The following is a 20,788-nucleotide window of genomic DNA, read 5'->3' as shown; positions in this document are numbered from 1 at the left end:
GGTCCTGCACGCTCACTTGCCCTCCCGTTTGGCCGCCAGGTCCTCGTCGAAGCGGGCCCGGATCTCGTCGGACACCCCCGCCAGATTCAGTTCGAAGGTGAAGCCCTGCTCGAACCGGTAGCTGCGATGCACGTCCTGGAGATCGATGCCGTTCAGGGCCCGCTTGGCCGCCCGGATCACCCGGCCGTCTTTGGCGGCGATGTTCTTGGCGACTTCCAAAGCGGCCGAGTCCAATTCGGCCCGCGGCACCACCCGGTACACCGAGCCGAAGTGATACAGCTGTTGCGCGGTGACCGTGCTCGCGGTGTAGAACAGCGCCCGCATCAGATGCTGCGGCACCAGCCGGGCCAGATGGGTGGCCGCCCCCAACGCTCCGCGCTCGACCTCCGGCAGGCCGAAGGTCGCATCATCGGAGGCGACGACGACATCGGCATTGCCCACCAGCCCGATCCCGCCGCCGAGGCAGAACCCGTGCACAACAGCGATCACCGGCACCGCACACTCGTATACCGCCGAAAATGCCTCGTAGCAGCCGTGGTTGGCGTCGATCAGCGTCTGGTGCCCCGAATTGCGCTGGATCTCTTTGATATCCACGCCCGCATTGAAGCCGCGCCCCTCCGCCCGCAGCACCACCACCTTGGTCTCGGGATCGCGCCCGGCCCCGCGGACCGCGTCGGCCACGGCGAACCATCCGGCGGTGGGCAGGGCGTTGACCGGCGGGTAGTCGATCGTGACGACTTCGATGCCCGCGCTCTCGGTGTGACGGTTGATCCCCATCGCATGTCCATTCGTTGGCAAAACAAGCAAGTGCTTGGTAGGTTAGCACGGTGACAATCGAAGTGGACCTCTCCGGGGCCGTCGTTCTGGTCACCGGCGGGGTGCGGGGTGTCGGGGCCGGTATCAGCAGCGTCTTCCTGGATGCCGGTGCGACCGTGGTGACCTGCGCGCGCCGCCCGGCCGACGTCCCCGTCGAGAGTTCCGGGCGCACGGCCGAATTCCTGGCCTGCGATGTGCGCGACGGGGAGGCCGTCGGGGGTCTGATCGACGCGATAGTGCGGCGCCACGGCCGGCTGGACCACGTGATCAACAACGCCGGTGGCGCGCCGTTCGCGCTGGCCGACGCCGCCAGCCGCAACTTTCACAGCAAGATCGTCGAATTGAACCTGCTCGCGCCGCTGCTGGTTTCGCAGGCCGCCAATGCGGTGATGCAGACCCAGCCCGGTGGTGGGTCGATCGTGATGATCTCCAGCGTCAGCGGTCACCGTCCCTCACCGGGCACCGCGGCCTACGGTGCGGCGAAGGCGGGTCTGGACAGCCTGGTCGGGTCGCTGGCGGTGGAGTGGGCGCCGAAGGTGCGGGTGAACTCGGTCGTGGTGGGCCTGGTGCACACCGAGAGCAGTCATCTGCACTACGGCGACGAGGCGGGCGTGGCCGCCGTGGCCGCGACGGTTCCGCTGGGTCGCCTGGCGGTGCCCGAGGACATCGGCCGGGTCGCCGCGTTCCTGGCATCCCCGCTGGCCGCCTATGTCAGCGGCGCCTCGTTGACGGTGCACGGCGGTGGTGAGCGCCCCGCCTTCCTGGCGGCGGCGACCGCGAACGAAACCCCTGCAGCACAACCGAAATGAGAGAACATGGCTGACAAGATCTGCGCCGGGCGGACCGTCATCGTGACCGGGGCGGGCCGCGGTATCGGCCGCGCCCACGCGCTGGCCTTCGCCGCGGCCGGTGCCGATGTGGTGGTCAACGATCTGGGTGCCGAACTGGATGGCGTCGGCCGCAGCGATTCCCCGGCGGCCCAGGTCGTCGAGGAGATCCTGGAGTTGGGCGGCAAGGCCGTGGTCAACGGCGACGATGTCGCCGACTGGGCCGGTGCGCAGCGGCTGATCCAGCAGGCCGTCGACACCTTCGGCGGACTGGACGTCCTGGTGAACAATGCGGGCATCGTGCGCGACCGCATGCTGGTCAACCTGGCCGAGGAGGAGTGGGATGCGGTCATCCGCGTCCATCTCAAGGGCCACTTCGCCACCATGCGTCACGCCGCCGCCTATTGGCGTGGGCAGGCCAAGGCCGGTCGCCCGGTCGATGCCCGCATCGTCAACACCAGCTCCGGCGCGGGCCTGCAGGGCAGCGTCGGACAGGGCAACTATGCGGCCGCCAAGGCCGGTATCGCGGGGCTGACCCTCACGGCCGCCGCGGAGTTCGCGCGCTACGGCGTGACCGTGAACGCCATCGCCCCCGCCGCCCGCACCCGCATGACCGAGACCGTTTTCGCGGACATGATGGCCAGGCCGGAGGACGGCTTCGACGCCATGGCCCCGGAGAACGTTTCGCCGCTGGTGGTGTGGCTGGGCAGTGCGGATTCGGCCGGGGTGACCGGCCGGATGTTCGAGGTGGAGGGTGGCAAGGTGGCCCTGGCCGACGGCTGGCGGCACGGGGTGGCCGTGGATCGAGGCGCGCGGTGGGAGCCCGCTGAGCTGGGTCCCGTGGTGCGCGAATTGATTGCCAAGGCGACGCCGCCGGAGCCCGTATACGGGGGCTGATCGAGGCGGCTCCGGACTCGCGCCGACCGGATCGCGCAAGGTGCCGCACCCTTCCCCTCGCGGCGGCGATCCGATCGCCTCTCGGCAACGAATAACCCTGTGCGAGCAGCGATAACCGGAGCCGATGCGACGCCTGCCCAGCGCTGCGCACGATGCGGCGCCACCTCGCTTCCGGTGCGCTCTTCGCAAACCGATCGGCACCGTTCCTGTGATTCATGTCGCCCGGCGAAAGTGGGGCGGCTCACAAGATCGACCTGCGCGGGCAAACAATTGGCAGTTATGATGATCGGCATCCGCTAAAGTCCCGGATTTCTAGCGACCGGGGTTGAAGATCTGCGCTGTAGATGGATGAGGGGAAGGCTTAGCGCATGACCGTAGGTCGCATAGCGCGCGTAGTGGCAGCAGCCGGGATAGTCGGCGGCTGCGGGCTGCTGGGGCCCCTCGCCGCGCAGGCTCAACCCAACGGTCCGTGCCCGCGGTGCGCCCCCAGCGACCCCGACGACGGCGCTCCGCTGGCCATACCGGGCCGAGTCGGCTCGGAGGAACAGCCGGATCAGGTTTCCGCACCGTCGTCCGACGGATCGGGTTCCGCGCAATCGACGCCCGCGGCCGCGGGTGCCGGATTCGCGGGCTTGGCGTCCATCCTCGATCCCGGTTCGGCCGGATTGCTCGGCTCCGGGTCGGCGGCGCTCGGATCGGCCGCCACCGGTTCGGCGGCGGCGGGCTCCGCGGCCGTCGGTTCGGCCTGTGCCGCGACGGGCTCCGCCCTCGGTGGAACCGGCTCTGCCGCAGTGGGTTCCGCCGGTGCGACGACCGGATCGGCACTCGCCGGTACCGGATCGGCCGCCGCCGGTGCGGGTTCGGCCGGACTGGCCACTGGCTCGGGCGCGGTCGGATCTGCCGGTGCTGCAACGGGTTCCGCTCTCGCGGGCACAGGTTCCGCAACCGGATCCGCATTGGCGGGTACCGGCTCGGCGGCCGGTTCCGCGTTGGCCGTGCTGTTCGGCACCGGTTCGGCCGCCCTGGCCGGAACGGGCTCGGCCACCGGCTCGGCCCTGGCCACCTTGTTCGGAACAGGTTCCGCCGCAGTGGGTTCCGCGGGTATCGGGTCGGCCGCGACCGGTTCGGCGGCAACCGGTTCGGCGGCCGTCGGTTCGGCGGCGGTGCTCTCGCCTCTGCTGCTCCTGCTGCTTCTGCAACCGGTTCCGGTGCCGCCGCCGGTCACGCCCGCACCGCCGCCGGTCGTTCCGCCCGTGCCCGTGCCGCCGGCTCCCGCGGTGCCCGCGCCCCCGGCAGTCGTTGCGCCCATCCCGGCTGCAGCGCCGCCACCTCCTCCACCACCACCTCCTCCGCCGCCGCCCGCCCCGGCCCCGGCGCCGCCCGTGCAGGCCCAGCCGAGCCCGAACGTGCGGCCGACCTCGGACGACAGTCCGCTTCCCCCGGTGAAAGTGCTCACGGTGATCGGTGGCCTGGCGGCCATGGCGCTGGCGGCGGCCGGATCCGGTGCGGTCAGCTTCCAGAGCGCCTCGGCAGCGCAGGCGCGCATCGATGCCGCGCGTGCGGAGTTCTTCGGACCGAGGGCATGAGGGGGTAACCGATGACCGAGAGTCGCGCGCAGAGTAGCCGTTCCTATCGTCGGGTCGCGGCCGCCGTCGACGCCGTGTGCGCGGTGGCCGCCGACTTCGACGCCACCACCCTCGACGAGGTGGTGCAGGCCATCTCGGCCGAGCGCCGCCGCCCTATCGAGATCGCCAGTGCGCATCTCGGCCCGGGGGTGTGCGGTCAGCGCCGCAGCTATCCGGAGAAGGATGTGATCGTGCTGGCCTCCGCCCTGCCCAGCCGCGACCACACCCTCGCCCACGAACTCGGGCACATCATCTTCGACCACCCGGGCGAACCCGCCGCGGACGTGACGCTCGAGGCCACCGACGATCTGATCGCCTACATGCTGAGCCAGCGGGCGCACCAGCAGATCGTCGACGACGGCGAGGACGAACAGTGCGAATGGGAGGCCGAGACCTTTGCCAGCATGCTGATGACCCGACTGCGCGTGTTCAACAACCGGGGCGCAGGCGTCTCGGTCCTTCGATTCGATGAGGCACTGGGATGACCGGGAAGGACGCGGCATGACCTTCTGGTTGACGGCCCTGCTGGTGTGGGTGGCGGCCGGTGCGCGTGTCGGGCGCGTGCTGGTGAAGCCCGCCACCACGGCGCGGGTCGCGATCGTGGTGGCGGTCGCGGCCGTGGCCGCGGCGGCGACGGTATCCATTCCCGAGGTGGGGGTGGCGCTGGACCACCTCGCGCCCCGCGGGATTCGGGGCCAACACCTCGGCGACAGAGCGATGGTCGCGGCCTGGCTGTTGTTCGCCGTGGCCACCTCGGTGGTGGCCGCGGCCGCCTGGCCGGTGGTGTCGCGGCGCAACCTGCGGCAGATCGCGCTGCTGATCTATGCCGCCGGCCTGATCGCCATCGCCGTCACCCTGGCCTGGTCGATCATCTTCGGCTGGGCGGCGACGCTGCTCGGCTGCGTGTTCATCGCGGTCACCGGCCTGCGCAATCTGGACTGGACCGCGCTGGGGCGCGGCATTGCGCTCTACACCTCGGGAACCATCCTGGTCGGCGTGCTGGCCGCGCTGTCCCTCCGTCGTCTCGCCTCCGGCCGAGAGCAGGCCCGGCCGGGGGAGCCCGGCTGGTTCTGGCCCGCCTGGCAGGTGGCGAGCCTGCTGATCGCCGTCGGCGCGGTCTGGATCGTGATCGAGCTGTGGGCACGGGCCCGCCTGCTGCTGCGACAGATCAGGACCCTGCACCGGACCATGATCAAGCGCTTCCCGGAAGTGGTGGCGCACGACCAGACCGGTTCCACCACCCAGCTGAAGGCTTCCGACCACGTGGCGCAGATCATGGACGCGCTGTATCTGCAGTCCGGCGGCGGGGTGGAGCTGGCGGCCGCCGGCCCACCCCCGTCCGCCGTGACCGACCGGGCCGAACAGGTCGCCCGCTGGGCCCGCAACCCGCTCGGCGACGTCATCGTCGATGCCCGCTGGATCGCACCCCCCGAGGGCCTGAGCCCCCGCGGCTGGGTCCAAGCCATAGCCCGAGCCTTCGACACCACACCCGACCGCCAAGCCGCTCCCCAGGGCCGCTAACCGCACCGCGTACCTACCGCCCCTGTGCGACCGGTCGCCCGGCCGTGCACCGGCATGCGAAACCGCCCTAGCGCCAGACCTGCGCGGTGGAGTGTCTCATCGGAGGCTTCTGATTCCGCGCGCAGCGGGCTTGCACCCAGACGCGGCGGCCGGGCCTGGGCGCGGTCGACTACCGAGCCCGCATCGGCGCGCTAGGGGCCTGCACCCCGCATGCGCACCGGCGTGTGTCCGCACCCTTACCCCGGCATGTTTTTCGCCGGGTTCACAAGACGCCGGAGATTCGCCCAACCGCTCGGTATCGAGTCGAAGATCACACTAGGGGTGTGTGCCCGGGCATGGCTGAGACCGAAGCGGGCTGCGCTTCGGTCTCAACCCCAAAACAAACACAGTGCGGCTCCGAGACCACCGCACTGTGTTGCCTTGTGGGACTTCTTATTCCGTGCCGTCCGGTGGAATCTCGGGTAGACCCTCGCTGGCCCGCAGTTTCTCGGCCATCGAGGTCAGGAGGTTCTGCGACTCTTCGGAGAGGTCGAAGGCCCTACTCGACAGCCGACGTAGCCCATAGCCCTGCAACTGCGACAGAAGCTCCAGATCGTGGTCGATCTTGGCGGCATAGATGTCGTTGAAGAAGTAGTCCGGTTTGACCTTGAAGAACTTCGCCAGCGCAGCCACCGTCTCGTCGGACGGGTTGGTCCGTTGTCCCGACCGCAACTGCGAGAGGTACGGTTTCGAGATCGGATGCCCGGCTGCTGTCAATGCAGCAGCGACCTCCGCGTTGGTGTGCGGCTTACGCCCCGGGGGATGCACGGTTTCGAACAGCTTGTTCAGCCGCGCCGCGAAATCAGCCATTGTGAGCCGCCCAATTCCCTTCGCTGTACTAACAGTCGTTATCTCGGATACGTATCATTGATATTAGCGGCTAAGTAACTGAAAACCTACGCCTGATTCGTGATTTCCTTGAAGCTTCCAGGCGCCCGGTTCGAAGACCGATGATGGCCGCGGCGTTTGCGGGCCACCGCAGCGGTTGTTGGGAACCGCTGGCGGAGACCGGTTCTGGCCCGTCGCAAGGGTCTTGCACGACGGGTCTTCGGTAACCGTAAGATAGCTGACGTCTCATCTTCCTGTCTGTACCGTACTTTGTGTGGCGTACGCCACGTTCTACGGCTTCCAGGATGAACGTTCAACCTCGCTCGAAAAGGCCGATGTTCTAGACCCGTTCGATGATCGAGCCGGTCGCAAGTGCGCCACCGGCGCACATGAGGACCATCGCGACCGACTTGTCCGAACGTTCCAGTTCGTGCAAAGCCGTTGTGATGAGCCGCGATCCGGTGCTGCCGACGGGGTGGCCGAGCGCGATGGCGCCCCCGTTGACGTTCACCCTGTCCAGATCCGGCCGATGCACCGAGGCCCACGACAGCGGCACCGACGCGAAAGCCTCATTGATCTCGAACAGGTCGATATCGGACATGCTCATGCCCGACCGCTCCAGCAGCCGGGTGGTCGCCTGCACCGGACCGTCGAGGTGGAACTCCGGCTCCGAGCCGACCAGGCACTGGGTGATGATGCGGGCGCGCGGGCGCAGGCCCGCGCGGACGGCGGCCTGCTCGTCCATCAGCAGCACCGCGGCCGCGCCGTCGGAGATCTGCGAGGACGTCCCGGCGGTGTGGATACCACCCTCGAGCACCGGCTTCAGCTTCGCCAGGCCCTCGCGGGTGGTCTCGCGCAGGCCCTGATCGCGGTTGACGTCGAGCTTTTCGCCGGTGAGGTTGCCCTGTTTGTCCACCTGCGGCGCGGTGACGGTGAGCACCTCGCGCTCGAACCGTCCCTGCGCCCAGGCCTGCGCGGCCAGACGCTGTGAGCGCTCACCGAATTCGTCGACGTCGTCGCGGGTGATCCCGCGCCGCTTGGCGATTCGCTCCGCCGCCTCGAACTGGTTGGGCATGTCGATATCCCAGCTGGCCGGACGACGGGGCCCCGCGTTCTCGCCCACATTCGAACCCAGCGGCACATGGCTCATCGCCTCCACGCCGCAGGCGATGCCGACCTCGATGGCACCGGCCGCGATGAGCCCGGCGATCAGGTGATTGGCCTGCTGAGCCGAACCGCATTGGGCGTCGATCGTGGTGGCGCCCGCCTGCCACGGCAGTCCCGAATGCAGCCAGGCGGTGCGGGTGACGTTGTTGGACTGCTCACCGGCCTGGGTCACGCAGCCGCCGATGACCTGCTCGACGAGCGCGGGATCGAGGTGGGCCCGCTCGAGCACGCCGCGCTGGGCGGCCCCGAGGATCTCGGCGGCGTGCAGACCGGCCAGCCACCCTCCCCGCTTCCCGATCGGGGTGCGAGCGGCCTCGACGATGACGGGTGTGCCCATGGGTGTTCCTTCCGCACAAAACTGCAACAAGTTCTTTGGATGCGTCCTTTGCCAAATTTGGCTTCTTTACTAGAGATACCACCTATGTTGCAATGAAGGTAGAACGTGTTTCAGTTGGTCGAAGGAGACAGCTGGTGGTAGATACTCGCAATGCCCCGAATCTGCCGGAGGGGTTCGACGTGACCGATCCGGAGATGTGGGCCCAGCGGGTTCCGGCCGAAGAGCTCGCGGAGCTGCGGCGGACCGCGCCGATCTGGTGGAATGCCAAGTCACCGGAGGTGGGCGGCTTCCACGACGACGGGTTCTGGGTGGTCACCAGGCACGCCGATGTGAAGGAGATCTCCCGGCGCAGCGATGTGTTCTCCAACTTCGAGAACACCGCCATCCCGCGGTTCAACGACGACATCGAGCGCGAGAACATCGAGATGCAGCGCTTCGTGCTGCTCAACAAGGACGCGCCCGAGCACACCAAACTGCGCAAGCTGATCTCCAAGGGGTTCACCCCGCGCGCCATCAACGGGCTGCGCGCGGAGCTGTCGGCGCGGGCCCGCTCGATCGTCGAGGCCGCCGCGGCGGAGGGGTCCGGCGACTTCGTCGCCCAGGTGGCCTGTGAGCTGCCGCTGCAGGCGATCGCCGAGTTGATCGGGGTGCCGCAGGAGGACCGGATGAAGCTGTTCCGCTGGTCCAACGAGATGACCGGCTACGACGATCCGGAGATCGATGTCGACCCGCTGGCCTCCTCGATGGAGATCCTCGGTTACGCCTACCAGATGGCCGAGGCGCGCAAGGCCAGCCCGGCCCAGGACATCGTGACGGAGTTGGTCAATGCCGATATCGATGGCGAGTCGCTGACCTCGGAGGAGTTCGGCTTCTTCGTGATCCTGCTCGCGGTGGCCGGCAACGAGACAACCCGAAATGCCATCAGCCACGGCATGATCGCGTTCCTGGACAATCCGGACCAGTGGGAGCTGTACAAGCGGGAACGCCCCGCGACCGCGGCCGACGAGATCATCCGCTGGGCCACGCCGGTGAGTTCGTTCCAGCGCACCGCGCTCGAGGACGTCGAGGTCGGCGGGGTCCCTATCAGGAAGGGGCAGCGGGTGGTGATGGTCTACCGCGCGGCCAACTTCGACGAGGACGTGTTCGAAAACCCGTACCGATTCGACATATTGCGCGATCCCAACCCGCACCTGGCCTTCGGCGGCACCGGGGCGCACTTCTGCATCGGCGCGAATCTGGCCCGCCTGGAGATCGATCTGATCTTCAACGCCATCGCCGACCACCTGCCCGACATCACCAAGCTCGGCGACCCCAAGCGCCTGCGCTCGGGCTGGCTCAACGGCATCAAGGAGTTCCCGGTCGACTATCGAACCAAGGGGTAGGGTCCGGCCGAAGGGCGGACACCCGATCGGGTGTCCGCCCTTCGGGCTTTCAGGCCTTCGTCAAGGTCCCCATCGCCCGCTCGGTCTCCCAGAACGCGCGCAGGGCCGCGATCTTGCCCGTCTCGTCGACTCGGTAGGTGAAAACGCCTTCGGCGTCGATCACATGGCCGCCCATGTGCGTGCGGATGCGGCCGGTGAAGGCCACCTCGTTACCGCAGGCGAACGAGTCGTCGAACAGGAACTCGATCGATTCGGTCGGTGCGATCGCCCTGTCCCAGAAGGCCGCGATGGCCTCCCGTCCGCGATGCCCGCGGCCCTCGGGGTCGAAGACCGACGGTCCGATCGGATCCTCGACGATCCCGTCGGCGGCGAACAGCTCCACCCATGCCTGTTTGTCGCGCGCTCGCACGGCGGCCTGTGAGGCGCGCCCGGCGATCCGTGCCGGATGGTCGGTGGTGGTGGTCATGGGGTACTCCCGGGAGAGGAACTGTGCGGGCTGGATGAGTTTGCTGATGGTTTTGCAAATGTCCTTGAATTTTGCATCAATACCGCCGATGAATTGCTTCGCGACCTGTACTCGACGACGATCGGGCGCCACGCCAGGACATTCGAATTCCACGGCCGCTCAATCGATTCCGTGTGGAATCGATCGAATCTACGGTCGTTCGCTGCCCACCACCCACATCGAGAAGTACTGGGAGCCACCGCCGTATGCGTGTCCGAACGCCTTGCGAGCGCCGTCGACCTGATAGGCACCGGCCCGGCCCATCACCTGCTTGGCGGCCTCGGCGAACCGGATCAGGCCGGACGCGCCGATCGGATTCGAGCTCAGCACACCGCCGGACGGGTTGACCGGCAGCTTCCCGCCGATCTCGGTCTCCCGGGCGTCGGTCAGCTTCCAGCCCTCGCCCTCGGGCATGAAGCCCAGGTTCTCCAGCCACATCGGCTCGAACCAGGAGAACGGGACGTAGATCTCGGCGGCGTCGATCTCCTCGAGCGGATTGGTGATCCCGGCCTGCTGCCACAGGGCGGCGGCCGCATCGCGTCCCGCCCGCGGGCTGACCTGGTCGCGCCCGGCGTAGGCCAGCGGCTCGGTGCGCATCGCGGTGCCGTGCACCCAGGCGACCTTGCGGCCCGAGGCTTCTGCGGCCTTCGCCGAATCCTCGTCACCGAGCACGAGGGCGCAGGCGCCGTCGGAGGACGGGCAGGTCTCGTCGAAACGGATCGGGTCCCACAGCATTTGCGAGGCCAGCACCGATTCCATGGTGATATCGGCCTGCTGCAGATGGGCCAGCGGGTTCTTGGCGCCGTTGCGGCGATCCTTCACCGCGACCATGGCACCGATGTGCAGGGGAGCGTTGGCGCGGCGGATGTAGGCGCGCACATGCGGGGCGAAGTAGCCACCCGCGCCCGCGCCCACCGGCTTGGTGAACGGCACCGGATTCGACAGCGCCCACATGGCATTGGATTCCGACTGTTTCTCCCACGCCACCGCGAGCACCTTGCCGTGCACGCCGGCCTGGACCTGGTTGGCCGCGACGACGCCGGTGGAACCGCCGACCGAACCGGCGGTGTGCACGCGCAGCAGCGGTTTCCCGGTGGCGCCCAGGGCATCGGCGAGAAACAGCTCCGGCATCATGGACCCCTCGAACAGGTCCGGCGCCTTACCCACGACAACTGCATCGATATCGGCCATCGTGAGCTGCGCATCGTCGAGGGCGCGATCGATTGCCTCACGGCACATCCCGGCCATCGACACATCGGTTCGTTTCGTCACGTGATGGGTTTGTCCGGTGCCGAGCACCGCGGCAAGGTTGGTCATCGTCCCTCCTGTGTCTTGCGGGACACCCGCACCCGGTCGGCCCGATGAGCCGCTGCGCGATTGTCGCTCATCGTGCCTCCAATGTGGCCACCAGATTCTGTTGCAGCGCAGGCCCACTCGACGCATGCGCCAACGCCCGCTCGGCATTGCCGTTCATGATCTCGGTCGCGGCGAAGCCGATGCGTTCGAGACCGGCGGCGAACATCGGATTGCCCGCCAGCGGGCCGCCCGACGGATTGATGCGGGTCTTGCCGTTCAGCCCGATGGCCTGCTTCAAAATCAACTGCTCGTGGCTGTACTGGGCGTGGAGTTCGGCGATATCGAAGCCGCCGGCATCCCCACCGGTGACGGCCTTGGCCGCCGCGGCGGTGGAGGGGGAGATGGTCAGATCCCGGGCGCCGAGCACCGGGGTATCGATGCGATGGGCCATACCGGTCAGCCATGCCGGACGCTCGCACAGCTCGCGCGCCCGATCACCGACCGCCAGCACGATCGCCGCCGCACCGTCAGTGATCGGAGCGATATCGTGGTCGCGCAGCGGGTCGGCGACATACGGTGCCGCCAAGCGTTTTTCGATATCCGCGTCGTCGGTGGCGGTGACGGCGGCCATATCTCGTTCGCTCCACGCTCCCGCGTCCAGGCCCGCCCGTGCCTGTAACCCCGCGATCGAGACCGCATCGGGCCACAGGGGAGCGACCAGATAGGGGTCGGTCTGCAGGGTCAGCACCTGCCGCAGCGTGCCCGCCGAGGCCTTGCCGAAGCCGTACACCAGCGCCGTCTTCGCCTGTCCGGAGCGCAGTTTCACCCACGCCTCGTACAGCGCCCATGCCGCATCCATCTCCACGTGCGATTCGTTGATCGGCGGCACGGCGCCGATCGAATCGATCGCGGAGATGAACGAAAAGGCGCGTCCGGCAAGGTAGTCCGAGGATCCGGAGCACCAGAAGTCGATATCGGACACCGAGATGCCCAACTTGTCGTACAGGGCGTTGAAGCAGGGCTTCAGCATCTCGACACCATTGGTGGTGCCGTAGGTCTCGGGGACGTGCGGTGCGTGCGCGAAGCCGACCACCGCGATATCGGTTGCGTTGTCGCTCAAGGTAATAGCGCCTCTCTACAGGTGGTGCGCGAAGGTCTCGTAGTCGGCGTCGGGCTCGCCGGTGGGCTCGAAGTGCGAGAGGTTGTCCAGCCCCTCGTGGGTCCACTCCTCGCGCGGCTTCCACACGGCCTCGACCCGCATGCCCATGCGCACCTCGCTGGCGTCGCAGCCGAGCACCAGGTGCAGGAACGGGATGTCGGTGCCGTCGAGCAGGATGTAGGCGGCCACATAGGGCGGCTTGATGCGCTGGCCCTGGAACGGCACGTTGACGATGCAGAAGGTGGTGACGATGCCGGTGTCGGCCAGGTCGACGTAGTCCTCGGTCGGTTCGCCTGTGCGCGGATCGGCGCCGCGCGGCGGGAAGTAGACCTTGCCGTCGGCGGCACGGGCGCCCAGCAGGCGGCCCTCGGCGATTGCCCGCAGGAATACCGTCTCCTGTGGTGCCGCGGTGTGCTTGTAGCGCAGATCGATCGGGGTGACGATGCCGGTCACCGGTTCACCCGGTTCGGATTGCGCTGGGGCGGTGGAGGTTTCGCCGGGCTCGAAGCAGGCGATGTCGTGGATGCGGCCGTTGCGCTCGGCCGCCCAGCGGGCCCGGACCCGCATGCCGGTGTGTATTTCGTCGGGGGAGGCGACGTCGACCGCGTGCAACAGGCCGGTGTCGGCGCCGTCGAGTCGGATCAAGGCCCACGCGAACGGCCGGTCGAAGGGCTGGCCCGGCAACGGATCTCGCACCCACGACCAGGTCTGGACGGTGCCCACGTCGGCCACGTCGACGAATTCGGTGAGTGGTTCGGACGTCCGCGGATCGTATTCGGCCGGCGGCACCAGCACCCGCCCGTCCGAGCCGCGGACGCCGACGATCCGCCCGGCGCGCAACCCCGTCAGGAAGCGCCCGATGGTCGGTCCGACCGAGCGGGTGTAGTCGAACTTCATGCGCAGTTCCGCGGCGAGCACGTCGGGTGCGGCGTCCGATTCCGGCCCGCTCCCTTTCGCGATTGTGCCGGTCATGGTGTTCCCCTGAGTCACGATATCGAGTAGAACAGGTTCTTATTCTGGTGGCAAGGGAAGTCCCGGCGGAAGGACGATGGAATGCGCTTCGGATTACAGCTCGGATATTGGGGCGCGAGCCCGCCGCCGCATGCCGCGGAGTTGGTGGTGGCGGCCGAGGATCTGGGGTTCGACGCCGTGTTCACCGCCGAATCGTGGGGGTCTGACGCATTCACGCCGCTGGCCTGGTGGGGCTCGTCCACGCGCCGGGTGCGGCTGGGCACCTCGGTGGTTCAACTCTCGGCGCGCACGCCCACCGCGACCGCGATGGCGGCGCTGACGCTGGATCATCTCAGCGGCGGGCGGGCCGTTCTCGGGCTGGGCGTCTCGGGACCGCAGGTGGTCGAGGGCTGGTACGGGCAGCCGTTCGCCAAACCGTTGCAGCGCACCCGGGAGTATGTCGACATCGTTCGCCGGGTGTTGGCCCGGCAGGCGCCGGTGGTCAGCGACGGGCCGCACTATCCGCTGCCGTATCGAGGGCCGGGAGCGACCGGGCTCGGCAAGCCACTCAAGTCCATCACCCACCCGCTACGTGCGGATATCCCGATCTGGCTGGGTGCCGAGGGGCCGAAGAACGTGGCCCTGACCGCCGAGATCGCCGACGGCTGGCTGGCGATCTACTACACCCCGCGGCTGGCCGGAATGTACGACGAATGGCTGGACGAGGGTTTCGCGCGGCCGGGTGCCCGGCGTTCGCGGGCCGACTTCGAGATCGCCGCGAGCTGCCAGGTGGTCATCACCGACGATCCCCGCACCGAGATCGACCGGATGAAGCAGGTGATGGCCCTCTACATCGGCGGGATGGGTGCGGAGGAGCTGAACTTCCACGCCCAGGTGTACCGGCGAATGGGCTACGGCCGTGAGGTCGACGAGATCACGGCGCTGTTCCGGTCCGGCCGCAAGGCCGAGGCGGCGGCCGTCGTGCCCGACGAACTGATTCTCGACACCGCGATCATCGGCGACGAGGCGCAGGTGCGGTCCCAATTGCAGGTGTGGGAGAAGGCGGGGGTCGGCATGCTGCTCGTGTCCGCGCGTTCGGTGGAGCAGTTGCGTCGGCTCGCCCCCCTTGTTCAGATGTAGAACACGTTCTAGATTCGAGGGGTGACTTCGATGGAGCCGACGCAACAGTTGGGACTGTGGAATATCGCCGCCACCGAACCCGAACGGATCGCGGTCGTCGATCCGTCGGGGCGGGAGATCAGCTACCGAGAGCTGGCCGAGCAGGCCGACAGATTCGCACGAGGCCTGCAGGCCAAGGGATTACAGCCCGGCGATGTCCTGGTGTCCATGGTGCACAACTGCGCCCAGGCGCTGGGAGTGTACTTCGCCGCCTATGAGGCCGGGCTGTACATCGTCGCGGTGAACTGGCATCTCACCGGCCCGGAGGTCGCCTATATCCTGGGCGACAGCGAGGCCAAGGTGTTCATCGCCGACGAACGTTTCGCCGAAGCCGCACGGATCGCCGCCGACGAGGCGAATATGCCTGCGGGAGCCCGGTATTCGGTGGGAGATGTGGATGACTTTCAACCCCTGGGCGAACTGGGTGCGGGTGAGGCCGGACGTCCCGATATCCGCACCGTCGGTGCGCCGATGCTGTACACGTCGGGAACCACCGGGCGCCCCAAGGGGGTTCGCCGTCCGCTCACCGGCGCCGATCCGGATGTGGTGGGACCGCAGGCGACCGGCTTCTTCGGCCTGTTCGGCCTGAAGCCGTTCGACGACCATGTGCACATCTGTGGTTCTCCGCTGTATCACACGGCCGTGTTGAACTTCGCCTCCATATCGATTCAGTTGGGCCACAAGGTCGTTCTGATGGACAAGTGGGATCCGGAGGAGATGCTGCGACTGATCGACAGGCATCGCGTCACCCACAGTCATATGGTGCCGACCCAGTTCCACCGGTTACTGGCGCTGCCGGAGCAGGTGCGCGCGAAATACGATGTGTCCTCGCTGCGGTGCATGATCCACGGCGCGGCGCCGTGCCCGCAGGAGACCAAGCGCAGGATGCTCGAGTGGTGGGGGCCGGTGGTCACCGAGTACTACGCCGCCACCGAGGGCGGCGGCACCTCCATCACCGGGGCGGAGTGGCTGCGCAAGCCGGGATCGGTGGGCAAGGCGTGGCCGTACGCGGTGGTCAAGGTGCTGGGCGAGGACGGAAAAGAGTTGCCGCCCGGCGAGATCGGCCAGGTCTACATGAAGATGGGCGGGTCCAACTTCGAATACCACAAGGACAAGGCCAAGACCGAGGACGCCCGGGTCGGGGATCTGTTCACCGTGGGCGACATCGGGTACATGGATGAGGACGGGTACCTGTACCTGTGCGATCGCCGCTCCGATCTGATCCTGTCCGGCGGGGTGAACATCTACCCGGCCGAGATCGAAGGGGAGTTGATCACCCATTCCAAGGTCGCCGACGTCGCGGTCTTCGGTATCCCGCACCCGGATTGGGGGCAGGAGGTCAAGGCCGTCGTCCAGCCCGCCGAGGGCGTCGAGGGGGATGACGAACTCACCCGCGAGCTGCTGGAGTTCGCGGCGACGCGGTTGGCGAAATACAAGCTCCCCAAGAGCATCGACTACCTCGACGAACTACCCCGCGATCCCAACGGCAAGCTCTACAAGCGCAAGCTGCGGGACCGGTATGTGACTGCCTAGCGGACCGGAGGTCACGTCTGCCCGCGCAAGCCTCCTCGTTGCCCTCAGGGGTCCCCTCCTCGTAGCCCGCAGGGCCCCTCCTCGTAGCCCGCGGGGCCCCTCCTCGTTGCCCGCCCGGGCTTGCCCGGGCGGGCATTTCGGCATTTCCTGCACGCTCCCTCATGTCAACGGTTATGTTCGGCTGATGGGAATCGTAAACGGCGTAAATTGAGTCTTGTCAGGTACAAGAACACGTTCTATTTTTGACCTGTGAGTTACAACATAGCGGACCTTGTCGAACACACCATCGACCTCGTGCCGGACCGCGTCGCCCTGGTCGACGACACTCGCTCGGTGACCTATGCCGAGCTGGAGGATCGGGCCAATCGACTCGCGCACTACCTGCGGGAACAGGGTGTGCAGCCGGGTGACAAGGTCGGCGTCTACTCGCGCAACACCATCGAGGCCGTCGAGGCCATGGTGGGCATCTTCAAAGCGCGGGCAGTAATGATCAACGTGAACTTCCGATATGTCGAGAACGAGTTGCAATACATTTTCGACAATTCGGATATGGTCGCGCTGATTCACGAGCGCCGCTACACCGACAGGGTGTCCGCTGTGCGCCCGCAGACTCCGGCGCTGAAAACAGTGATCGTGGTGGACGACGATACCGCCGGACAGGTGCCCACCGCGCCGGATTCGGTGGAATACGAAGCGGCACTGGCGGCTTCGTCGGGCGAGCGGGACTTCGGCGAGCGTTCACCCGACGACATCCTCATGATCTACACCGGCGGCACCACCGGGATGCCCAAAGGCGTCATGTGGCGCCAGGAGGACTGGTGGCGCGTGCTCGGCGGCGGCATCAACTTCTTCACCGGCGAGTACGTTCAGGACGAGTGGCAGCAGGCCCGGGCCGGAGCCGACAACGCGCAGCTGGTGCGCTATCCGATCCCGCCGCTGATCCACGGCGGCTCGCTGACCGCGACGTTCCACAGCCTGTTCGACGGCGGTAAGGCCGTCATGCTGCCGGAGTTCAGCGCGCACGGCGTGTGGCGGGCGATCGACCGGCACGAGGTGAACCTGATCTTCATCACCGGCGACGCGATGGCCCGGCCGATGCTGGATGCGCTGCTGGCGGGAAATCCGGAGACCGGCGAGCCGTACCGGCATTCGTCGCTGTGGAGCATGGCCAGCAGTGCCGCGCTGTTCTCGCCCACACTGAAGGATCAGTTCATCGAACTGCTGCCGAATACGATGATCACCGATTCGATCGGAGCCTCCGAGACCGGTTTCGGCGGGCTGTCCGTGGCCACCAAGGGGTCGACGCACACCGGCGGGCCGCGGGTGAAGATCGACAAATCCACCGAGGTGCTCGACGAGGACGGCAAGCCGGTCGAGCCGGGTTCGGGCCGAATCGGGTTCCTCGCCCGCAAGGGCCACATCCCGCTGGGCTACTACAACGACCCGGTCAAGACGGCGGCAACCTTCAAGGAGTTCAACGGGATTCGGTATTCCATCCCCGGCGACTACGCCCGGGTCGAGGAGGACGGGACCGTCACCATGCTCGGCCGCGGGTCGGTGAGCATCAACAGCGGCGGCGAGAAGATCCACCCGGAGGAGGTCGAGGGCGCCCTGAAGTGTCACCCGGAGATATTCGACGCCTTGGTCATCGGCATTCCGGACGAGCGCTGGGGCCAGCGGGTGGCCGCGGTAGTGCAGTGCCGCGGCGACAGCCGGCCCACCCTCGAGGAATTGCGTCCGGTGCTGACCCAGGAGATCTCGTCCTACAAGATGCCGCGCAGCCTCTGGTACGTGGACGAGATCAAGCGCTCCCCGGCCGGTAAGCCGGACTACAAGTGGGCCCACGCCCACGCCGAATCCCGCCCCGCCGACGACGATGCCCCGGCTCCTGCGACGAAGTAGATCCCGGCCGAAAGCATGCCGGGAACCGAAAGAAGGTTCCAGCTGGTAGGGACTCGTTTTCGGGCTGTTTCTTGTCGGTGCCCTGTGCCACAGTGTGTGGCATGAGCAAGTCGGGCAGTTCCGCCGGCAGCGTGGATGAGGTGCTGCAGCAGTTCGAGGGGTACCGGCGGGAGCTGTGCGCTTACGCCTACCGGATGTTGGGGTCCTCGTTCGAGGCCGAGGACGCCGTGCAGGAGACGTTCACCCGGGCCTGGAAGGCCTACGACTCCTTCGAAGGCAGGGCCAGCCTGCGCTCGTGGCTGTACAAGATCGCCACGAATGTCTGCCTGGACATGCTGGACGGGCCCCAGCGGCGGGCCCGGCCGATGGACCTGTCGGGTCCGTCCAGTCCCGACGGCCCGCTGCCGCCGCCGCAACCCGACTATGTGTGGATCGAGCCGATTCCCAACGGGATGGCCTTCGGCGCCGACCCGGCCGAGCACGCCAGCGCCAAGGATTCGTTGCGGCTGGCCTTCGTGGCCGCGGTGCAGCATCTCCCGGCCACCCAGCGCGCGATCCTCATCATGCGCGAGGTGCTGCGGTTCTCGGCCAACGAGACGGCCGACATGTTGACGATGTCGCCGGCCTCGGTGAACAGCGCCCTGCAGCGGGCCCGCGCCACCATGTCGAAGGTGCAGCCCACCGACTCGGGGTCCTTTGACGAATCCGACGAGCGGCAGCGCAAACTCGTCGAGGGTTTCGTGCAGGCCTTCGAGTCCTACGACATGGATGCGCTCACCGCGCTGCTGAAGCAGGATGTGGCGCTGTCCATGCCGCCGATCGAGCTGTGGGTCTCCGGTCCGGACAACGTGGCAAAGTTCATGCTGTCCCCGGGCCCGTCGGCCTGCCGCGGCTCTCGCATGATTCCGCTGGAGGGCGCCAACGGCCTGCCCGCCTTCGGCCAGTACAAGCCCAGCGGCGAGCCCGGCGTGTTCACCCCCTGGTCGATCACCGTGCTGGAGCTGGACGGCGACCGGATCTCCGGCCTGAACTTCTTCCTCGACACCGACCGCCTGTTCCCGCTGTTCGGCCTGCCGCCCGAATTGCGGGATTCCGGCCAAAAGCATGCCGGAACGACGGGATGACAAGCTCAATGGCCCATCCAGAACGGTTCCCAATGATGGCCGTCCGGGTCGCGGAAGGCGCGCCCGTGCATGCCGACCGCGGCCTCCTGGGCCCGCTTGTCCTCGTTGAACACCTCGCGCCCGCCCGCCCGTACGGCCGCGGCGGTGAGCTCGTCTACCTCCTCGGCGCTGCGCAGTGACAGCGCGTAGATGGATCCGGTGGCGACGCTCGAGTCGGCGATGGGTCGCTCGGTGAAGGTTTCGAAGAACGGCTTCACCAGCAGCATCAGGCAGATGTTGTCGTCGACGACCACGCAGGCGGCATTGTCGTCGGTGAAGTCCTGATTCACCTTCCAGCCCAGCGCCTCGTAGAAGTTCCTGGACCGCTCCAGATCGTCCACGGGTAGGTTGACGAAGATCATCTTGCTGACCATGTCGGTCCTCTCGCCTGCGCTGTCGGTACATGTACTTCAATACCGACGAATCGGCCATCCGAAACTCATCGAAAATGAGAGGCGCGCACCCTACGGCTGCGGATACGGTCGGGCCCATGTCCGATTCGGAAGCGGGTGTGTACCTGATTACCGGCATTCAAGCTGCCGGGAAATCGACCGTTGCCCAGGCGCTGGCCGAGCGCCTGCCGCGTTCGGCCCATGTCCGCGGGGACATGTTCCGGCGTTTCGTCGTCGGCGGCGCGGACGAGATGTCGCCGGACCCGAGCCCGGAAGCCTGGGCACAACTGCGGCTTCGGCACCGGTTGGCGGCTCAGGTGGCCGACGGCTACGCGGCCGAGGGCTTCACGGCCGTCCTGCAGGACACGATCCTGGCCCACCTGCTGCCGTACACGATCGACCAGATCCGCACCGACCCGCTCTACGTCGTGGTGCTCGCACCCCGCCCCGAGGCCGTCGAGCGCCGCGAGGCAGGCCGCACCAAAACCGCCTACGGCACCTTCACCGTCACCGACCTCGACACCTCCCTGCGCACGGAAACCCCGAAAATCGGATTATGGCTCGACTCTTCCGATCTCACGGTCGACCAAACCGTCGACGAGATCCTCACCCGCTCCGAACCCCTGAAGCGCTGACCACATCCCACACTGAGTGGTACCATGCGGTACCATTACGTCATGGCAGGTCTCAACGTCAGGTTCACCGAGGAAGAGCTGAAGGCCTTGCGTGAGCGTGCCGAAGCCGAGGGGGTAAGCATGCAATCGTTCGTGCACGATGCCGTCATCACCGCGATCAACGAGCGGTCCCGCCTGTTCAACGAGGCGGCCGAACATGTGCTACGAGTCAGTGAGGAGCTGAATCGGAGATTGGCCTGATGCAGTACCTGACTCTGCAAGAACTGCTCAATCTTGCAGAGCGACTCGGTACTCCGGAGGTCAGGGACTACGGTCTACTCGACTCCGCGCTCGCCCGCCCGCAGGCCAGCGTCTTCGGCCAGGATGCCTATCCGGATGTGTGGCAGAAGGCCGCTGCCCTGATGGAATCTATCGCCCGAAACCATGGGCTGGTAGACGGCAACAAGCGCCTCGCCTGGTATGCCACCTGGGTCTTCTTACATCTGAACGGCCACCGTCTGGATGCGGCATTCGATGTCGACGAGGCAGAACGCTTCGTCTTCGATGTCTGGGAGGGTTCTCTCGATGTTCCTGCCATTGCGCAGAGACTGATGAGGTTCGAGGGTTGACGCCCTCGAACCTCATCGGCGAGCGG

21 protein-coding genes are annotated in these 20,788 nt (G+C 67.2%); 13 read left to right on the top strand and 8 right to left on the bottom strand.

What is annotated here, in order from left to right; all coding sequences use genetic code 11:
• Window positions 1-12: 12 nt before the first annotated feature.
• Window positions 13-777, bottom strand: coding sequence for an enoyl-CoA hydratase family protein (locus IU452_RS29790; protein WP_195112515.1), 765 nt, complete (start codon window positions 775-777; stop codon window positions 13-15).
• Between the two features lie 50 nt (window positions 778-827).
• Between IU452_RS29790 and IU452_RS29785 the strand changes: the two genes are divergently transcribed.
• The 5 genes from IU452_RS29785 (at window position 828) to IU452_RS29765 (ending at window position 5,686) form a co-directional block, all read left to right on the top strand.
• Entirely contained in the window at window positions 828-1,625 is a 798-nt protein-coding gene (locus tag IU452_RS29785; RefSeq protein WP_416382386.1) for an SDR family oxidoreductase, read from the top strand.
• 6 nt (window positions 1,626-1,631) lie between these two features.
• On the top strand, window positions 1,632-2,540 hold the full coding sequence (locus IU452_RS29780; protein WP_195112514.1) for an SDR family oxidoreductase: 909 nt from the start codon (window positions 1,632-1,634) through the stop codon (window positions 2,538-2,540).
• Window positions 2,541-2,908: 368 nt separating this feature from the next.
• A complete protein-coding gene (locus IU452_RS29775) occupies window positions 2,909-4,126 on the top strand; it encodes a hypothetical protein (protein ID WP_195112513.1) in 1,218 nt (405 codons plus the stop codon).
• An 11-nt stretch (window positions 4,127-4,137) separates the two neighbouring features.
• Window positions 4,138-4,650, top strand: coding sequence for an ImmA/IrrE family metallo-endopeptidase (locus tag IU452_RS29770; protein WP_195112512.1), 513 nt, complete (start codon window positions 4,138-4,140; stop codon window positions 4,648-4,650).
• Window positions 4,651-4,666: 16 nt separating this feature from the next.
• Window positions 4,667-5,686: a hypothetical protein gene (locus IU452_RS29765; RefSeq protein WP_195112511.1), complete on the top strand. Its 1,020-nt coding sequence runs from the start codon at window positions 4,667-4,669 to the stop codon at window positions 5,684-5,686.
• 432 nt (window positions 5,687-6,118) lie between these two features.
• Here the strand turns inward: IU452_RS29765 and IU452_RS29760 are convergent, their stop codons facing one another.
• Complete coding sequence (locus IU452_RS29760) at window positions 6,119-6,535, bottom strand: helix-turn-helix domain-containing protein (protein WP_062508866.1); 417 nt, start codon at window positions 6,533-6,535, stop codon at window positions 6,119-6,121.
• A gap of 358 nt (window positions 6,536-6,893) precedes the next feature.
• Entirely contained in the window at window positions 6,894-8,057 is a 1,164-nt protein-coding gene (locus IU452_RS29755; protein WP_195112510.1) for a steroid 3-ketoacyl-CoA thiolase, read from the bottom strand.
• Window positions 8,058-8,251: 194 nt separating this feature from the next.
• Here IU452_RS29755 and IU452_RS29750 point away from each other — a divergent pair, with 194 nt between their 5' ends.
• The gene (locus IU452_RS29750; protein ID WP_228819008.1) at window positions 8,252-9,439 is read left to right on the top strand and encodes a cytochrome P450; all 1,188 of its coding nucleotides are present in this window, start codon (window positions 8,252-8,254) and stop codon (window positions 9,437-9,439) included.
• A gap of 49 nt (window positions 9,440-9,488) precedes the next feature.
• Here the strand turns inward: IU452_RS29750 and IU452_RS29745 are convergent, their stop codons facing one another.
• From IU452_RS29745 to IU452_RS29730, 4 genes are all read right to left on the bottom strand, one after another.
• Window positions 9,489-9,905 (bottom strand): nuclear transport factor 2 family protein, encoded by a 417-nt coding sequence (locus IU452_RS29745; RefSeq protein WP_195112508.1) that lies wholly within the window; start codon window positions 9,903-9,905, stop codon window positions 9,489-9,491.
• Between the two features lie 189 nt (window positions 9,906-10,094).
• Window positions 10,095-11,261 carry a thiolase domain-containing protein gene (locus IU452_RS29740; protein WP_195112507.1) on the bottom strand — a complete coding sequence of 389 codons (1,167 nt, stop codon included), beginning with the start codon at window positions 11,259-11,261 and terminating at the stop codon, window positions 10,095-10,097.
• 67 nt (window positions 11,262-11,328) lie between these two features.
• On the bottom strand, window positions 11,329-12,360 hold the full coding sequence (locus IU452_RS29735; protein WP_195112506.1) for a thiolase domain-containing protein: 1,032 nt from the start codon (window positions 12,358-12,360) through the stop codon (window positions 11,329-11,331).
• 15 nt (window positions 12,361-12,375) lie between these two features.
• A complete protein-coding gene (locus IU452_RS29730) occupies window positions 12,376-13,371 on the bottom strand; it encodes a Zn-ribbon domain-containing OB-fold protein (RefSeq protein WP_195112505.1) in 996 nt (331 codons plus the stop codon).
• 81 nt (window positions 13,372-13,452) lie between these two features.
• Between IU452_RS29730 and IU452_RS29725 the strand changes: the two genes are divergently transcribed.
• The 4 genes from IU452_RS29725 to IU452_RS29710 all read left to right on the top strand — a co-directional run bounded on the left by IU452_RS29725 (window position 13,453) and on the right by IU452_RS29710 (window position 19,088).
• The gene (locus IU452_RS29725) at window positions 13,453-14,490 is read left to right on the top strand and encodes an LLM class F420-dependent oxidoreductase (protein ID WP_195112504.1); all 1,038 of its coding nucleotides are present in this window, start codon (window positions 13,453-13,455) and stop codon (window positions 14,488-14,490) included.
• 30 nt (window positions 14,491-14,520) lie between these two features.
• Window positions 14,521-16,062 carry an acyl-CoA synthetase gene (locus tag IU452_RS29720; RefSeq protein WP_195112605.1) on the top strand — a complete coding sequence of 514 codons (1,542 nt, stop codon included), beginning with the start codon at window positions 14,521-14,523 and terminating at the stop codon, window positions 16,060-16,062.
• A 249-nt stretch (window positions 16,063-16,311) separates the two neighbouring features.
• Window positions 16,312-17,964, top strand: coding sequence for an acyl-CoA synthetase (locus IU452_RS29715; RefSeq protein ID WP_195112503.1), 1,653 nt, complete (start codon window positions 16,312-16,314; stop codon window positions 17,962-17,964).
• Window positions 17,965-18,065: 101 nt separating this feature from the next.
• The gene (locus tag IU452_RS29710) at window positions 18,066-19,088 is read left to right on the top strand and encodes a sigma-70 family RNA polymerase sigma factor (RefSeq protein ID WP_195112502.1); all 1,023 of its coding nucleotides are present in this window, start codon (window positions 18,066-18,068) and stop codon (window positions 19,086-19,088) included.
• A 5-nt stretch (window positions 19,089-19,093) separates the two neighbouring features.
• On the opposite strand, the gene IU452_RS29705 is transcribed toward IU452_RS29710, so the two are convergent.
• Entirely contained in the window at window positions 19,094-19,501 is a 408-nt protein-coding gene (locus tag IU452_RS29705; RefSeq protein ID WP_195112501.1) for a VOC family protein, read from the bottom strand.
• 116 nt (window positions 19,502-19,617) lie between these two features.
• Between IU452_RS29705 and IU452_RS29700 the strand changes: the two genes are divergently transcribed.
• From IU452_RS29700 to IU452_RS29690, 3 genes are read left to right on the top strand one after another with little or no spacing between them, the layout of a single operon-like run.
• A complete protein-coding gene (locus IU452_RS29700) occupies window positions 19,618-20,154 on the top strand; it encodes an AAA family ATPase (RefSeq protein WP_195112500.1) in 537 nt (178 codons plus the stop codon).
• Between the two features lie 42 nt (window positions 20,155-20,196).
• Complete coding sequence (locus IU452_RS29695; protein WP_195112499.1) at window positions 20,197-20,394, top strand: plasmid mobilization protein; 198 nt, start codon at window positions 20,197-20,199, stop codon at window positions 20,392-20,394.
• Complete coding sequence (locus tag IU452_RS29690; RefSeq protein WP_416382388.1) at window positions 20,391-20,762, top strand: type II toxin-antitoxin system death-on-curing family toxin; 372 nt, start codon at window positions 20,391-20,393, stop codon at window positions 20,760-20,762. The genes IU452_RS29695 and IU452_RS29690 overlap by 4 nt, the downstream gene beginning before the upstream one ends.
• The last annotated feature ends 26 nt before the right edge of the window (window positions 20,763-20,788 follow it).

The sequence above is a fragment of the Nocardia transvalensis genome (assembly GCF_015477765.1).
GTDB lineage: Bacteria > Actinomycetota > Actinomycetes > Mycobacteriales > Mycobacteriaceae > Nocardia > Nocardia transvalensis_A.
Note: the sequence above shows the minus strand (reverse complement) of the source record. Positions and strands in the feature narration are given on the sequence as shown.

Coding starts and splice junctions, on each gene's coding strand:
- IU452_RS29775 (WP_195112513.1), top strand. CDS start 2,909: ATGACCGTAGGTCGCATAGCGCGCGTAGTGGCAGCAGCCGGGATAGTC.
- IU452_RS29790 (WP_195112515.1), bottom strand. CDS start 777: ATGGGGATCAACCGTCACACCGAGAGCGCGGGCATCGAAGTCGTCACG.
- IU452_RS29730 (WP_195112505.1), bottom strand. CDS start 13,371: ATGACCGGCACAATCGCGAAAGGGAGCGGGCCGGAATCGGACGCCGCA.
- IU452_RS29750 (WP_228819008.1), top strand. CDS start 8,252: ATGTGGGCCCAGCGGGTTCCGGCCGAAGAGCTCGCGGAGCTGCGGCGG.
- IU452_RS29740 (WP_195112507.1), bottom strand. CDS start 11,261: ATGACCAACCTTGCCGCGGTGCTCGGCACCGGACAAACCCATCACGTG.
- IU452_RS29765 (WP_195112511.1), top strand. CDS start 4,667: ATGACCTTCTGGTTGACGGCCCTGCTGGTGTGGGTGGCGGCCGGTGCG.
- IU452_RS29710 (WP_195112502.1), top strand. CDS start 18,066: ATGAGCAAGTCGGGCAGTTCCGCCGGCAGCGTGGATGAGGTGCTGCAG.
- IU452_RS29705 (WP_195112501.1), bottom strand. CDS start 19,501: ATGGTCAGCAAGATGATCTTCGTCAACCTACCCGTGGACGATCTGGAG.
- IU452_RS29770 (WP_195112512.1), top strand. CDS start 4,138: ATGACCGAGAGTCGCGCGCAGAGTAGCCGTTCCTATCGTCGGGTCGCG.
- IU452_RS29725 (WP_195112504.1), top strand. CDS start 13,453: ATGCGCTTCGGATTACAGCTCGGATATTGGGGCGCGAGCCCGCCGCCG.
- IU452_RS29720 (WP_195112605.1), top strand. CDS start 14,521: ATGGAGCCGACGCAACAGTTGGGACTGTGGAATATCGCCGCCACCGAA.
- IU452_RS29755 (WP_195112510.1), bottom strand. CDS start 8,057: ATGGGCACACCCGTCATCGTCGAGGCCGCTCGCACCCCGATCGGGAAG.
- IU452_RS29745 (WP_195112508.1), bottom strand. CDS start 9,905: ATGACCACCACCACCGACCATCCGGCACGGATCGCCGGGCGCGCCTCA.
- IU452_RS29780 (WP_195112514.1), top strand. CDS start 1,632: ATGGCTGACAAGATCTGCGCCGGGCGGACCGTCATCGTGACCGGGGCG.
- IU452_RS29760 (WP_062508866.1), bottom strand. CDS start 6,535: ATGGCTGATTTCGCGGCGCGGCTGAACAAGCTGTTCGAAACCGTGCAT.
- IU452_RS29700 (WP_195112500.1), top strand. CDS start 19,618: ATGTCCGATTCGGAAGCGGGTGTGTACCTGATTACCGGCATTCAAGCT.
- IU452_RS29695 (WP_195112499.1), top strand. CDS start 20,197: ATGGCAGGTCTCAACGTCAGGTTCACCGAGGAAGAGCTGAAGGCCTTG.